Source organism: Nocardia sp. NPDC003726, assembly GCF_053586955.1.
Genome location: NZ_JBSFNF010000002.1, coordinates 305,701 through 319,539 on the forward strand (window position 1 = coordinate 305,701; position 13,839 = coordinate 319,539).

The 13,839-nt window shown below is 68.8% G+C and carries 15 protein-coding genes; 7 read left to right on the forward strand and 8 right to left on the reverse strand.

Annotated elements, in window-relative coordinates; genetic code table 11:
- Positions 1–48 precede the first annotated feature (48 nt).
- The 5 genes from ACWDMM_RS03860 (at position 49) to ACWDMM_RS03880 (ending at position 3,968) form a co-directional block, all read left to right on the forward strand.
- Positions 49–636, forward strand: a complete 588-nt coding sequence (locus ACWDMM_RS03860; protein ID WP_067802392.1) for an ATP-dependent Clp protease proteolytic subunit — start codon at positions 49–51, stop codon at positions 634–636.
- Positions 637–706: 70 nt separating this feature from the next.
- Positions 707–1,375, forward strand: coding sequence for an ATP-dependent Clp protease proteolytic subunit (locus ACWDMM_RS03865; RefSeq protein WP_039796610.1), 669 nt, complete (start codon positions 707–709; stop codon positions 1,373–1,375).
- Between the two features lie 462 nt (positions 1,376–1,837).
- Positions 1,838–3,118, forward strand: coding sequence for an ATP-dependent Clp protease ATP-binding subunit ClpX (clpX, locus tag ACWDMM_RS03870; RefSeq protein ID WP_067802795.1), 1,281 nt, complete (start codon positions 1,838–1,840; stop codon positions 3,116–3,118).
- A 148-nt stretch (positions 3,119–3,266) separates the two neighbouring features.
- Positions 3,267–3,677: an STAS domain-containing protein gene (locus ACWDMM_RS03875; protein ID WP_195077532.1), complete on the forward strand. Its 411-nt coding sequence runs from the start codon at positions 3,267–3,269 to the stop codon at positions 3,675–3,677.
- Between the two features lie 27 nt (positions 3,678–3,704).
- Entirely contained in the window at positions 3,705–3,968 is a 264-nt protein-coding gene (locus ACWDMM_RS03880) for a ribosomal protein L7/L12 (RefSeq protein WP_195077533.1), read from the forward strand.
- A gap of 108 nt (positions 3,969–4,076) precedes the next feature.
- On the opposite strand, the gene ACWDMM_RS03885 is transcribed toward ACWDMM_RS03880, so the two are convergent.
- The 4 genes from ACWDMM_RS03885 to ACWDMM_RS03900 form a co-directional block, all read right to left on the reverse strand.
- Positions 4,077–4,958 carry a hypothetical protein gene (locus tag ACWDMM_RS03885; RefSeq protein ID WP_323123921.1) on the reverse strand — a complete coding sequence of 294 codons (882 nt, stop codon included), beginning with the start codon at positions 4,956–4,958 and terminating at the stop codon, positions 4,077–4,079.
- Between the two features lie 225 nt (positions 4,959–5,183).
- On the reverse strand, positions 5,184–5,753 hold the full coding sequence (locus ACWDMM_RS03890; RefSeq protein ID WP_195077534.1) for a carboxymuconolactone decarboxylase family protein: 570 nt from the start codon (positions 5,751–5,753) through the stop codon (positions 5,184–5,186).
- Positions 5,754–5,859: 106 nt separating this feature from the next.
- Complete coding sequence (locus ACWDMM_RS03895) at positions 5,860–6,237, reverse strand: nuclear transport factor 2 family protein (protein ID WP_449935823.1); 378 nt, start codon at positions 6,235–6,237, stop codon at positions 5,860–5,862.
- Positions 6,238–6,371: 134 nt separating this feature from the next.
- Positions 6,372–6,665 carry a hypothetical protein gene (locus ACWDMM_RS03900; RefSeq protein WP_195077536.1) on the reverse strand — a complete coding sequence of 98 codons (294 nt, stop codon included), beginning with the start codon at positions 6,663–6,665 and terminating at the stop codon, positions 6,372–6,374.
- 463 nt (positions 6,666–7,128) lie between these two features.
- On the opposite strand from ACWDMM_RS03900, the gene mihF reads away from it, so the two are divergent.
- On the forward strand, positions 7,129–7,443 hold the full coding sequence (mihF, locus tag ACWDMM_RS03905; protein WP_039796616.1) for an integration host factor, actinobacterial type: 315 nt from the start codon (positions 7,129–7,131) through the stop codon (positions 7,441–7,443).
- Positions 7,444–7,490: 47 nt separating this feature from the next.
- Here mihF and ACWDMM_RS03910 read toward each other — a convergent pair whose 3' ends face one another.
- The 4 genes from ACWDMM_RS03910 to ACWDMM_RS03925 form a co-directional block, all read right to left on the reverse strand.
- Positions 7,491–8,072 carry a hypothetical protein gene (locus ACWDMM_RS03910; protein ID WP_195077537.1) on the reverse strand — a complete coding sequence of 194 codons (582 nt, stop codon included), beginning with the start codon at positions 8,070–8,072 and terminating at the stop codon, positions 7,491–7,493.
- Positions 8,073–8,152: 80 nt separating this feature from the next.
- Positions 8,153–8,992, reverse strand: a complete 840-nt coding sequence (gene fdhD / locus ACWDMM_RS03915) for a formate dehydrogenase accessory sulfurtransferase FdhD (protein WP_357205099.1) — start codon at positions 8,990–8,992, stop codon at positions 8,153–8,155.
- Between the two features lie 121 nt (positions 8,993–9,113).
- Positions 9,114–11,411, reverse strand: a complete 2,298-nt coding sequence (locus ACWDMM_RS03920; protein WP_449935826.1) for an FdhF/YdeP family oxidoreductase — start codon at positions 11,409–11,411, stop codon at positions 9,114–9,116.
- 86 nt (positions 11,412–11,497) lie between these two features.
- Positions 11,498–12,751 (reverse strand): FHA domain-containing protein, encoded by a 1,254-nt coding sequence (locus tag ACWDMM_RS03925; protein ID WP_195077540.1) that lies wholly within the window; start codon positions 12,749–12,751, stop codon positions 11,498–11,500.
- Between the two features lie 407 nt (positions 12,752–13,158).
- Between ACWDMM_RS03925 and ACWDMM_RS03930 the strand changes: the two genes are divergently transcribed.
- Entirely contained in the window at positions 13,159–13,830 is a 672-nt protein-coding gene (locus ACWDMM_RS03930; RefSeq protein ID WP_195077541.1) for a TetR/AcrR family transcriptional regulator, read from the forward strand.
- Positions 13,831–13,839: the final 9 nt, after the last annotated feature.

Below are 13,839 nucleotides of genomic sequence, written 5' to 3' on the forward strand. Positions count from 1 at the left end.
GCCGGCGAGAGAAGGCAGGTATCCGTGACAATCAACCAGGCAGGGGTCATGACAACCGCGACTGCTGGTCTCAACCTCAGTGATTCGGTGTACGAGCGCCTGCTGCGTGAGCGCATCATCTTCCTCGGCACGCAGGTCGACGACGACATCGCGAACAAGCTGTGCGCGCAGATCCTGCTGCTCTCGGCGGAGGATCCCACCAGGGACATCTCGCTCTACATCAACTCGCCGGGCGGATCGGTGACCGCCGGCATGGCCATCTACGACACGATGCAGTTCGCCGAGTGCGACATCGCCACCTACGGCATGGGCCTCGCCGCGTCCATGGGGCAGTTCCTGCTCACCGCGGGCACCAAGGGCAAGCGCTACGCGCTGCCGCACGCGCGGATCATGATGCACCAGCCCTCCGCGGGGATCGGCGGCTCGGCGGCCGACATCGCGATCATGGCCGAGCAGTTCGCGCACACGAAGCGGGAGCTGAACGAGCTGCAGGCGCTGCACACCGGCAAGTCGGTCGAGCAGGTCACCGCCGACGCCGACCGCGACCGCTGGTTCACCGCGGCCGAAGCCCTGGAATACGGCTTCATCGACCACGTGATCAGCCACGCGAATCAGGCCAACGGCGCCAAGAAGTAACGCACCGGATCACCCACAGGCCCCCGGACACCTCGAACGTCCGGCCGCCGCACCGACTTTGGAGACGAAGATGGCCAATTCGATCGACCCGCGCGCCGGCCTGTCCGGCATGGCACCGCAGAGCCCGCAGGCGCGCTACATCCTGCCGTCGTTCATCGAGCACTCGAGCTTCGGCGTCAAGGAGTCCAACCCGTACAACAAGCTGTTCGAGGAGCGCATCATCTTCCTCGGCGTGCAGGTGGACGACGCCTCGGCGAACGACATCATGGCGCAGCTGCTGGTGCTGGAGTCGCTGGACCCCGACCGCGACATCACCATGTACATCAACTCGCCCGGTGGCTCGTTCACCTCGCTGATGGCCATCTACGACACCATGCAGTACGTGCGCGCCGACGTCGCCACCGTCTGCCTGGGCCAGGCCGCATCGGCCGCCGCCGTGCTGCTGGCCGCCGGTACGCCGGGCAAGCGGGCCTGCCTGCCCAACGCCCGCGTGCTGATCCACCAGCCCTCGCTGGAGGGCGGCATCCAGGGTCAGGTGTCGGATCTGGAGATCCAGGCCGCCGAGATCGAGCGCATGCGCCGCCTGATGGAGACCACGCTCGCGCGGCACACCGGCAAGGACGCCGACACCATCCGCAAGGACACCGACCGCGACAAGATCCTCACGGCCGAGGAGGCCAAGGAGTACGGGATCATCGACACGGTCTTCGACTACCGGAAGCTCAGCGCGCAGAAATAAGGCGCGAATCGCCGTTCCGGCCGGTCCGGGACGGCGGGGCGAATTGCCGATCCCGGCGGCGATCCGCTCTGAATTGCTTTGTGACAGGGAATTCCGGCCGGGAAGTGCGCAATGGGGCATACCGCCCGGCCGGACCGCCCACGCGTGGCCGCGGGTTCGAGAATTCGTTCGAACCGGCGGCGCGGCGCCGCGGGCGGTGCGGAGGTGTCGACTGCCGCCGCGGCGGACGCTTCGCCTTTCGGCGTCGTGACGACTCGCACAACCCGCGCGAGAAACATGCGCGAGTTGTCGACCTCCATCCCGAACACCGGGTACGGTCAACCTAGGGACCTTTGCTCCCGGTTGACGGCACTGCCCCACCGGCCACGAAATCAGCCGATGCGTTTGCGGCTGCGAAAGTGGTGGACAGCTGGCAACCTGGACGGACGGTTGCACGCGGACAAGGAAGTAGGGACCCACGAGATGGCGCGCATCGGAGATGGCGGCGATCTGCTGAAGTGCTCGTTCTGCGGAAAGAGCCAGAAGCAGGTCAAGAAGCTCATTGCGGGACCAGGGGTGTACATCTGCGACGAGTGCATCGATCTCTGCAACGAGATCATCGAGGAGGAACTCGCCGAATCCAGCGAGGTGAAGCTCGATGAGCTGCCCAAGCCCGCCGAGATCCGGGAGTTCCTGGAGAACTACGTCATCGGCCAGGACACCGCCAAGCGCACTCTCGCGGTGGCCGTCTACAACCACTACAAGCGCATCCAGGCCGGCGACAAGGGGCGCGACAGCCGCGGCGAGACCGTCGAGCTGGCCAAGTCCAACATCCTGATGCTCGGTCCCACCGGCTGCGGCAAGACCTATCTGGCCCAGACGCTGGCGAAGATGCTGAACGTCCCGTTCGCCATCGCCGACGCCACCGCGCTGACCGAGGCCGGGTACGTCGGCGAGGACGTCGAGAACATTCTGCTGAAGCTGATCCAGGCCGCCGACTACGACGTCAAGCGCGCCGAGACCGGCATCATCTACATCGACGAGGTCGACAAGATCGCCCGCAAGAGCGAGAACCCGTCGATCACCAGGGACGTGTCCGGTGAGGGCGTGCAGCAGGCCCTGCTGAAGATCCTGGAGGGTACCCAGGCGAGCGTGCCGCCGCAGGGCGGGCGCAAGCACCCGCACCAGGAGTTCATCCAGATCGACACCACGAACGTCCTGTTCATCGTGGCGGGCGCCTTCGCGGGTCTGGAGAAGATCATCTCCGATCGCACCGGCCACCGCGGCATCGGTTTCGGCGCCGAGGTGCGCTCCAAGGCCGAGATCGACACCACCGATCACTTCGCCGACGTCATGCCCGAGGACCTGATCAAGTTCGGCCTGATCCCCGAGTTCATCGGTCGTCTGCCCGTGGTCGCCTCGGTGACCAACCTGGACAAGGAATCGCTGGTCAAGATCCTCTCCGAGCCGAAGAACGCGCTGGTCAAGCAGTACGTGCGGCTGTTCGAGATGGACGGTGTCGATCTCGAGTTCACCGACGACGCGCTGGAGGCGGTCGCCGATCAGGCGATTCTGCGCGGCACCGGCGCGCGTGGCCTGCGGGCGATCATGGAGGAAGTCCTGCAGCCGGCGATGTACGACATCCCCAGCCGCGACGATGTCGCCAAGGTGGTCGTCAACGCGGACACGGTCAACGACAACGTCCTGCCCACCATCGTGCCGCGCAAGGCGCAGCGCCCGGAGCGCCGGGAGAAGTCGGCGTAATTCGGGGTGTGGCGCCCCGTCGTAGTGGGTACTCCTTCGTGAGGGTTGAACAAACAGCCTAGTTCCGGCGTTCCGCGCCGGGGCGCATCATTCCCGCGAGCGAATCCGGTTCCCGAGATCGCTCGCGGGCGACTGGACCGAGGTCCTCATGTCGGCAGGCTTGGCCAATCCCTCGTACGTTCTCACCGCTGCTCGCAATGCCGATCACCCTGCCGAGCGGCTCAAGATCTCCGTCACCGTGCCGAGCGATTCCGTCACGCTGTGCGCGCTGGCCGGCGAAGTCGATCATTACACCGCCGAAGTGTTTCGCCGCAGGCTGATCGGCTCGCTGGGCACGGCGGCGCCGCTGGTGGTGGTCGATCTGTCGAAGGTCACCTTCTTCGGGGTCGCCGGGTTGCACGTCCTGGTCGACGCACGGTCCATGCTGGCCGAGACCGGCCGCAGGATGCGCCTGGTCACCGGGCCCCGGTGCGTGGACCGGCTGCTGCAGCTGGCCGGGGACTTGGCGCGCTTCGAGACCGTGTCGAATCTCGCCGACGCCGTGCTCGACGCGGCGTGACGTGATCCCGGTCGTTACCATCGGGGCATGTTCGCCAACCGGCGCTTGGAGCGCGAGGTCGATGCCCTGCACGCCAAGCTCGATCTGATCATGCGCCATCTGGGCATCGAGGCTCCTGCTTCGGCCGCGCCGCGCGCCGTGCCGTCCGTCCCGCACGGCGACGGCATGGCCGAAATCGATGCTCTTCTCGCGCAGGGCAAGAAGATTCACGCGATCAAGCGGTATCGCGAACTCACCGGGTGCGGGCTCAAAGAGGCCAAGGACGCCGTCGAACGGCGGTATCCGTACTGACCTCCGGGCGATACGAGCACCGGGCTCGACGGCTCGCACACCGTCGCTGTCATGTGCTGGTAAGCGGCGCTTCCCGAACGACTTGTGCTGTGCCGCTGCCGAATAGACCTAGCCGTGTGCGCCCTGGACGGCGGGGGTGTGCAGCTCCACCGGGAAGTCGGCGCCCGCGCTGGACGGGCCGTCCGCCGCGGAGCGTTCCGGCAAGGGTTCGTGCCCGGTCGGGTCGGGCAGGCTGCGCACCTGCTCGGTGGCGTAGCCGATCGCGCGTCCGTATCGCGCGCTCGCGGCATCGTGGATGAGCAGGGCGACGCCGATCATCACCGGGGCGACTCCGTGCACGCCCGCGTCGAACCACCGCCCCGCGCTCACGTACGGGTAGGTGTTCAGTCCCACGGTGAGCGCGAGCAAGGCCATCTCGGCCGCCGCCACTTGGCTGCGGTTGTCCAGCACGCCCCATTCGGTGACCTTGTTGGTGCCGATCATGATGATGATCAGCGACACGCTGATCATCGCCTCGAGCAGATAGCTGAACCAGTACAGCGGGTCGTCCGGCCCGCCCGGCGCGATGTTGTGCTGGACGTTGACCGCCGACCACAGCATTCCGGCGGCGACCACGCCGGCCAGCGCGCCGAGCGACCAGGAGCGGTGCCGGTACAGCGACGCCAGCCTGGCGTGCGGGCTGGAGGCGCGCCGTTGCGCGGCGATCGCCTTTCGCGCCAGCAGCAGATCTCTGATCTCGGCCTTCTCGATGGCCTCCGCGGTGTGCCTGGCCCGGTCGGCGCCCGCGGCGCCCGCCTCGGCGTGCTTCCAGCGCTGTTCGCGGTCCTGGGTGCGGATGCGTTCGGCCAGTTCGCGTTCGGCGAGCAGCTCCTCCTCCGACAGCGCGCCGGTCAGCGCGGGGTCGAACTGGTAGGCGAGCCGGCCACGGGCCTTCTCGACTCGCCTGGCCAGCCGTGCGACATCGTCGTCCGGGGTCTGTTCGTCGAGCATGCGGCTCCAAACGGTCGGGCGGAGGGGAACTCGAGACACCGAAGACGCCGACACGGCCTATCCCGCACCGAAACTCGCGAAGATAGCTCGCAGGCCGCGGTACGGCCAGGCGACGTCAACACCTCTTATTCTTAGTGCATTCCGGGCCGTAGCGACAGCCCGGAGCGGACGCGGCGCTGAAGTGCCAGGTGAGTCCGTACCATTTCCGCAGCGCCGCGGCCGTTTTCAGGCCCAGGGCACGCGGCAGGAATCGGTGCTGAAGCCCTGCGCGGTGATGCCGAGTGCCGAATTGAACCTGGCGCGTGAGTTTTCCAGCGCGATGTGGTAGCTGAGCTCGACCACGCCCGCTCGGCCGAACCGCCGCTCCAAGTCGGCGATCTGCTCGTCGGTGACCGTGGTCGGCGTCGCCGTCATCGCGTCGGCGTAGGCGATGGCGGCGCGCTCGTCGTCGGAGTACAACGGCGAGGTCGCGTAGTCGGCGATGTGTTCCAGCCGCGCCACGTCCAGCTCGCCCAGGCGCATGAGCATGGCCCCGAAGTCGACGCACCACGAACAACCGATCGTCCACGCCGTGCGATAGACCGCGATCTCGCGGATGACGGCGGGGAGGGCGGTGCTGGCCTTGTCGACCATGGTTTCGTGGACCGCGCTCGCGCGCAGCAGTTTCGGATGGTTGGCCGTCACGGCGAAGGGCTCGGGCACTTCACGGAAGCGGCGCTTGGCCAGCCGGTACAGCAGCTTGGTCGTCGGTCCCGCCTGCTGCGGGGTGACGGCGGCGATACGGGTGGCGCCCATGTCGATCTCCTTCGATCAGCGGATGTGGTTCCTACTTCTCGGACGAGAGACCGCGCCGGAATGTGATGGGGCCGCGATGTGACGTGGCGCACCCGGCCGTCGCGCGCTACTCGGGCTCGACCCGCATGTCCTCCTGGCTCCAGTAGGCGCGCATCCCGGTGATCCGGCCTTCCTCGTCGAACTCCATCACGTCGATCGGCGACAGGGCGAAGCGCTGTCCGCCGACCTTGGTGACGATGGTGAACGGGAACGCGGCCTGATTGCCCGCGATCCTGACCTCCTCCGGCCGCAACTCGGTCTCCCGATCCAGTGCGGCGATCACCTCGTAGAACTCGCGGATGGCGTCGTGGCCCCGCTTGGGCGGGGTGCCGACGGGGTCCTCCACGATCGCGTCGGGCGCGTACAGCGCGACGATGTCCTCGGTCGGACCCGAGCCGACCAGCTTGACGTACTGCTCGACCACGTCGCGTATCTGCTTGGCCACGGCGTCTCCTTCGAAATGAAACGTGTTCTAATTCGTAGCCTAGCGCGTTCGCGCGCCCGATTCGATCCCCTTCGTTTCGTTCAGTACGACGATCCGCACCGCGGTGGTGAGCTGTGCTGTGGCCGACCGGCCGCTCAGTGCGCGTCATGCGGCCCGGAATGCGGCGTGAACCCGGATTCGGATGACAGAACATCATCCGGTCGCCGCTCGCGACGACGCGGCGCGCCCGCCACGGCGGGATCAAGGCGCTGCGCACGGTACGCGACGTCAACGGTCGCGAGCACGAACGGAACGTCCACCCCGACGGAGAGGGCCGCAGCGGTCGGATGCGCCTTCGGCGAGGCGACGGTGCGATGGCTCGCCTGCCGGGCCCGCGCAGCGCCGAGGACGAAGGCGTTTCCGGCGGGGGCTCGGCCTCCTGCCGTCATGCCGTCACGGTTCGTGCGAACCGGACGATGTTCTGTTGTGCGGGCTGACAGGTCCGCCCGGTGCGACCCGGGCGGACGCGGGCGATCGCCGTTGATCTCCCAGGTTCGCCGTTGAACCATGACCCGCGCTCGGCATCTGTTGATTGTGTCGGGAACAGCGGACCGCGTGTTACTGCTCGATAGCCGCCATTTCCGGGTCGTCGCTGCCGGAGCGCCCCGTCTTCGGCACCGGCCATCCGGCGTGGCGAACCGACCGCGGAGCAGCCCGCTGACGTGATGGTCCTTTCGTCCTTTTCGCCCGGCGAGCGTCGGCCGTTCACCTGTTCCGACGGCGCGCAGCGGGGAAATTCATCGCTATTTCCGCTGTTCGTGCGCGGTGTGTCGAGCTTGCGTGCCCGGTGCCGTGCTGTTTACTCGGTCCGGTCAACCAGATGTTCGAGTGACGAGTGGAAGCGGAGGAGACATGGCACTGCCTACCATGACCGCAGAGCAGCGCACCGAGGCCTTGGCCAAGGCGGCTGCGGTCCGCAAGGCACGCTCCGAACTGATCGGCAAGGTGAAGGCGGGCAAGGTTTCGGTCGCGGATCTGCTGAAGAAGGCCGACTCCGACGAGCTGGTGAAGAAGACCAAGGTGGCCGCGGTGATCAAGGCCCTGCCCGGTGTCGGGCCGGTGAAGGCCGCGAAGCTGATGGACCAGGCGGAGATCCCGGAGGATCGCCGGATCGGTGGGCTCGGGGCGCGCCAGCGCGCGGCACTGCTCGAAGCGCTGAAGGACTGACGGGCGGGGAATTCGGAAGACGCGGCGTCATCCGCGGATTCACCGGATCACGCCCGTGGTGATCGTCCACGGGCGTCCCGGACTCGGCCGCCGGATCTGCCGCTCGGACGGCGGCGGGGGAAACGCAGCGTCACCGGTCGCGGCTCCGAGAGGGGCAGCTCGCCCCGCGGCGGCAGGAAGACGCAGACCGCCCCGCCGATTACCAGCAACAACGCCGCGATCAGGCTGGCGGTGAAACTCGCGGCGCCGAGTTCGGCGGGCTGGTGCAGCAGGTGGTACAGGAAATGGGGCACACCGAAGGTGAGCCAGCCGACGCCCGCGATGCGGGCGGCAGTGGTCCGGTTGACCACCAGCGCGGCGATCGTCACCGCAGTCAGCGCCAGGAAGAAGGCCCCCACATCGGCCGCCAGATGGTGGTTGTACGGCCCGTCCGCCGCCACCCATCGGGCGCCGAACCCCGGAAAGCTGGTGTACCAGGAGTGCGGCGCGAGCGTGGCCCAGAGACCGACGATCGCTCCTTGCACCGCCAAGACGGCCAGCACGATCCGCGTCAGCAGCAGGCGGCGGTATTGTTCGAACCGCATCCGCACCCGCAGGCCATCGGAGTTCCCCTCCACCGAAATCCGCATCGGCCGCTCCGTTCTCGCAGAATCCGTTCCGGCTCCGTGCAGTCACGGTAGAACGGGCGTCGGGCGCGGGCAATAGTGAGTCAGGCCAACAACGAGTCCGCGCCCGGAGCGGCGCGGACGCGGTCGGGAGCGGTGTACACGTTCATGGTGTCGCCGCGCAGGAAGCCGACCAGACTCAGTCCGGCGTCGGCGGCGAGATCGACCGCGAGCGAACTCGGCGCCGAGACCGCGCCGAGCATCGGGATTCCGGCCATGACGGCCTTCTGCACCAGTTCGAACGACGCGCGCCCGCTCACGATCAGCACCGAATCTTGGGCGGGTATCAGGGATTCACGCAGGGCCCAGCCGATCACCTTGTCCACCGCGTTGTGCCTGCCGATGTCCTCGCGTACGGCGAGCGCTTCGCCGTCGGCGGTGAACAGGCCCGCGGCGTGCAGGCCGCCGGTGGCCTCGAATACCGATTGGCGGTCGCGCAGCAGGCCGGGCATCGCGGCCAGTACCCGGGTATCCACCACCGGGCCGCCGGCGGGCAGCGGGAACCTGGTGCGGGTGCGAACTTCGTCCAGGGCGGTCTTTCCGCACAGTCCGCAGGCTCCGGTGGTCAGGAAGGAGCGTGTCGGCACCGGGACGGAGGTGCGCAGGGTGACGTCGAGGACGTTGTAGGTGTTGCGGCCCTTGTCGTCGGTGCCCGCGCAGTAGCGGGCCGCCACGATGTCCTCGGCGGAGCCGATCACGTCTTCGCTCAGCAGGAAACCGTGCACCAGGTCGATGTCGTTGCCGGGGGTGCGCATGGTGACCGTCAGCGACTGCCCGCCGATGCGGATCTCCAGCGGTTCTTCGACGGCGAGGGTGTCCGGGCGGTGGATCTCTCCGCTCGGCGAGATCCGGCGCATCCGGCGGCGGGCGGTGACGCGGCTCATGCTGTGTTTCCTACAGCGCGAGCGGTGCTCGACGCGCGGGGTCTGCCGCCCATGCGGCGTTGCTCGGCGGCACCAGCGAGCCCGTGTGTGGCCGCGCAGTCCTGCTGACGGACCCGGTCGGTCATGCCTTGCTCGCCTCGAACCTAATGGTGACCGCTTTGGAGACGGGCGTGTTCGATCGTTTCGCGACGTGATCCAGCGGTACGAGAGGGTTGGTCTCGGGATAGTAGGCGGCGGCGTTGCCGCGCGGCGTCGGGTAGGAGACCAGGCGGAACCCTTCGACGCGGCGCTCGGTGCCGTCGGTCCATTCGGAGACTATGTCGACCGGATCGCCGTCGCGGAAACCGAACGCGGTGATGTCGTCGGGGTGGACCAGCACCACCTTGCGGCCGTTGTGGATGCCACGGTAGCGGTCGTCGAGGCCGTAGATGGTGGTGTTGTACTGATCGTGACTGCGCAGGGTTTGCAGGATCAGTCTGCCTTCGGGGACCGGCAGCCAGGTCAGCTCGTTGACGGCGAAATTGGCCTTGCCCGTGGCGGTGCGGAATTCGCGGGCGTCGCGCGGCGGATGCGGTAGCTGGAAACCGTTGCGGCCGCGGACTTTCGCGTTGTAGTCGGCGCAGCCCGGGACGACGCGGGCGATGGCGTCGCGGATGCTGTCGTAGTCGCGGGCGAACCGCGCCCACCCCACCGCGTGATCGGGGCCGAAGAGCGCATGGGCGAGTTCGCAGACGATGGCGACTTCACTGCGCAGATGGTCGCTGACCGGCTTCAACCGTCCGGTGGACAGGTGCACCATCGACATCGAGTCCTCCACCGACACCTGGTTCTTGCTGCCGTCGGGGGCGAGGTCGAGGTCGGTGCGCCCGAGCGTCGGCAGGATGAGCGCGGTGCGGCCGTGCACGATGTGGCTGCGGTTGAGTTTGGTGGAGACCTGCACGGTGAGCGCGCAGCCGCGCAGCGCGGCCTCGGTCACGGCGGTGTCGGGGGTCGCGGAGACGAAGTTGCCGCCCATGCCGACGAACACTTTCGCCCGTCCGTCGCGCATGGCGCGGATGGCGGCCACGGTGTCGAAGCCGTGCTCGCGCGGGCTGGTGATGCCGAACTCGCGGTCGAGGGCGTCGAGGAAGGCGGCGGGCATCTTCTCCCAGATGCCCATGGTGCGGTCACCCTGCACGTTCGAGTGGCCGCGCACCGGGCACACGCCCGCGCCCGGCTTGCCGATCATGCCGCGCAGCAGCAGCAGGTTGGTGGCCTCCTCGATGGTGGCCACGGCATGGGTCTGCTGGGTGAGGCCCATCGCCCAGCACAGGATGATGTTGCGGGAGCGGGCGAACAGTTCCGCGGTGTGCTCGAGCTCCGCCCTGGTGAGGCCCGTCGCTTCCAGTACCGTGTCGAAATCGACCGCGCGCATGTGCTTTTCGTATTCGGCGTAGCCCGCGCAGTGTGCGTCGACGAACGCTCGGTCGACCACCGTGCCCGGCGCGCGGTCATCGGCTTCCAGCAGCAGGCGGCCCAGCGCCTGGAACAGGGCCATATCGCCGCCGAGGCGGATCTGCAGGAAGTCGTCGGCGATCGGCACACCGGTCGTGACCCCCTTGATCGTCTGCGGGTCCCGGAAACCGAGCAGCCCGGTCTCGGGCAGGGGGTTCACCGCGACGATCCGGGCGCCTTTCGCTTTGGCGTCGGCCAGCGCGCTGAGCATCCGGGGATGGTTGGTGCCCGGGTTCTGTCCCGCGACGACGATCAGGTCGGCCTCGGCGAAGTCATCGATGGAGACCGAACCCTTGCCGATGCCGATCGAATTCGACAGTGCCGCGCCGGAGGACTCGTGGCACATGTTGGAGCAGTCCGGCAGGTTGTTGGTGCCGTAGCTGCGCACCAGCAGCTGGTAGAGGAACGCGGTCTCGTTGCTGGTGCGGCCGGAGGTGTAGAACACCGCCTCGTCCGGCGAGTCCAGTCCGCGCAGGGTTTCCGCGATCAGGTGGTAGGCGTCGTCCCAGGCGATCGGCCGGTAGTGGGTGTCGCCGGGCCGCAGCACCATCGGGTGGGTCAGCCTGCCCTGCCGGCCGAGCCAATAGCCGGACTTCTCGCTCAGCTCCGCCACCGAATGCGCGGCGAAGAACTCGGGAGTCACCGTGCGCAGCGTGGCTTCCTCGGCGACGGCCTTCGCGCCGTTCTCGCAGAACTCGGCGGGCCTGCGGTGGCCGGTCGGCTCCGGCCACGCGCAGCCGGGGCAGTCGAAGCCGTGCACCTGATTGACCCGGGCCAGGGTGCGCGCGGCGCGGACCACGCCCATCTCCTCGATCGAGCGTTTCAACGCCACCGCCACGGCGGTGACGCCCGCGGCCTGCTCTTCGGGCGGGGTCACCGTCAGCTCGGACTCGTCGATGTCGCGGCTCGGTCCGTTTCGGTGCATGTCGCCATTGTCCTCCCCGCGCGGGCCGGACCGGACGCGACCGGGTGATCGGCTGGTCTCCGGCTCGAGGCCGACGCACCCTGCGGTCACGAACGGCGGCGTGCTCCCGCGATATCCGTCGTGCCCGTGCGTTGCGTATCGCCGCGGTGGGTGAGGACTCGCTCGCTGATGCGGACGCGCCAGCCGGGCGGGAGTTCGGTCGGAGAGGTGCTGATCCGGGTCCACTGATCGGTGCCGGGGCCTGCGATGAAGGTGCCGGAGGTGGCGGCGGCATCCCGGATGTACACCTTGCCGCCGTCCACCGACACATAGGCATGGACTCGCGAGACGTGGCGGTCACGCTGGATGACGATCGGCTCGGCGGCGGCGGTGCGGACCGCTTCGTCCACCTGCGGTCCGCGCCCGATGACGTAGGCGCGGTCCAACGGGTAGGCCGCCCCCTCTTCGGTGACCAGGGCGCCGACGGTGGCCTCCGCGGACAGCGCTGCCTGGCGCAGGCCACGCGTTCCGCCGTTGTCGGGCGCTTTGCGCAGGGCGACCGGTTCGTGCGCGGGCTGCACCTGCGACCACGCGAGCGGTCGATCCGGAACGGGCCGGGGCGGGCGCGGTTTGACGAGGGGGCGGGACGACTCGGTCGGCCGGGCGGGTGCGACGGCGTCGGCGGCGCTGGTCGGCCGGGGAGCGGGGGTCGCCTGCGCGACGGCGTCGGACGTACCGGTCTGCCTGGCCCCGGGCTTTGCCTGGACGACGGCGTCGGCGGCGCCGGTCGGTTCCGGCATCGCGGCGAAACCGGCCGCGGCCGTCGGCTCGGGCTCGCCCTGGGCGGAAGGCTCGGATGTCCGCGGCCCGGCGGGCTTTCCGGCGCGTCGTACCGCGGCGTGCAGCACGAAGCCGCCACCGGGGACCACGCCTGAGCGCAGGTCGGTGCGGGGCAGCGCGGTGGGCGGCGCGCCGGTGCCCGCGCCGATGGTGATGCGGCGCACCGGTTCGCGCACGATCTCGTCCACCCAGGTGAACGCACGCCCGCCGTCGAGGCGGCGGGCGCCCTCCGCGCCTTGGATCTCCGCGGTCACCGGGCCGCGCAGCAGGATCAGCACCCCGTCCGCGGTCGGCGCGACGACGCCGAACGGCGGCGGTTGCACCGTGCTGCCGAAGATCACCGCGGCCAAGCGCTGCGCCAGCGCGGCGCCGGGATGCTCGCCTTCGGCCACGGCTTCGATGGTGCCGAGTATTCGGTCCGTGGAGGTCGTTTCGGCCCCGAGGTAGGCGACGACCGCACCGAATCGGGCGACGAGCCCGTCGCCCGGTGCGATACCCACGGTGGACGGTTGTCTGCGCACCCGCGCCCTCCTTCCCGGCGCACTACCGGCATACCGAAGCCAGCATAGAGCGTCGGCGACAACCGAACCGGGCTCCGCGCGCATCGCGCGGCGGACATCGCGATCGCCGCGCCATGCCGCCGGATGCTCGAATCACACTCCGCCGGGCGGGTTCTCGCCAACGGTCGGTTCCGCCTTCGGCAGGGGCTGTGAGCTGCGCGTTGTGGTGTTTTCCGCAGCGAGCTGCCGGTCATGTGGGGCGATATATCACTATGTCGTGGGTCACCCACCGACGGTACGAGGACTCACCGGGGCCATGTCTCGGATCGCCTGCCCACCCGTTGTGCGAGGGCGCTAGGCGGGTGTCCCTCCGCCGTGGAATTGCGCCGTTCGTCCGAACGCCGTTCGCCCGTGGTTATGCTCACCCGATGAGCGCAGCAGCCGTCAGCCGCAGGGCCCGTCCGGCCAAAGCTCCGCTGAGCCGCGAGGTGATCGTGCAGACCGGCCTGCGCATTCTGGACCGGGACGGAGCGGCGGCGCTGACCATGCGCCGGGTGGCGCAGGACTTGGACACCGGCGCCGCGTCGCTGTACGTGTACGTCGCCAATCGCGACGATCTGATGGCAGCCATGCTCGACCATGTCCTCGGTTCGGTGCCCGAACCCGCCGGGGCGAGTTGGCGCGAACGGCTCACCGCGCTGGTCGATGCCATGGTGGCGGCGATGAGCAGGCACGAAGGGCTGGCGCTTGTGGCGCTCGGCGTGATCCCGAGCAGTCCGAACGCCATACGCCTGGTGGAGCTGATGCTCCGCTCGCTCATCGAGGCGGGACTGGACGACCGGACCGCGGCGTGGGCGGTGGACCTGCTGTATCTGCACGTCACCGCGTCGGCGGCCGAACAGAGCGCGCACCGCACGGGCGGCGGCAGCGAACAGGAGTACCTCGCCACGATCGAGCGGCGCTTCGCGGAACTTCCGGCCGACCGCTATCCGACCGTCGTGGCCATGCGGGAGACGCTGCTGGCCGGCGGCGGCGAGGCGCGCGCGGCCTGGGCCGTGCGCGTGCTGCTCAACGGCATGCTCGCCACACGGGCGGAGTGAAATGCGCTG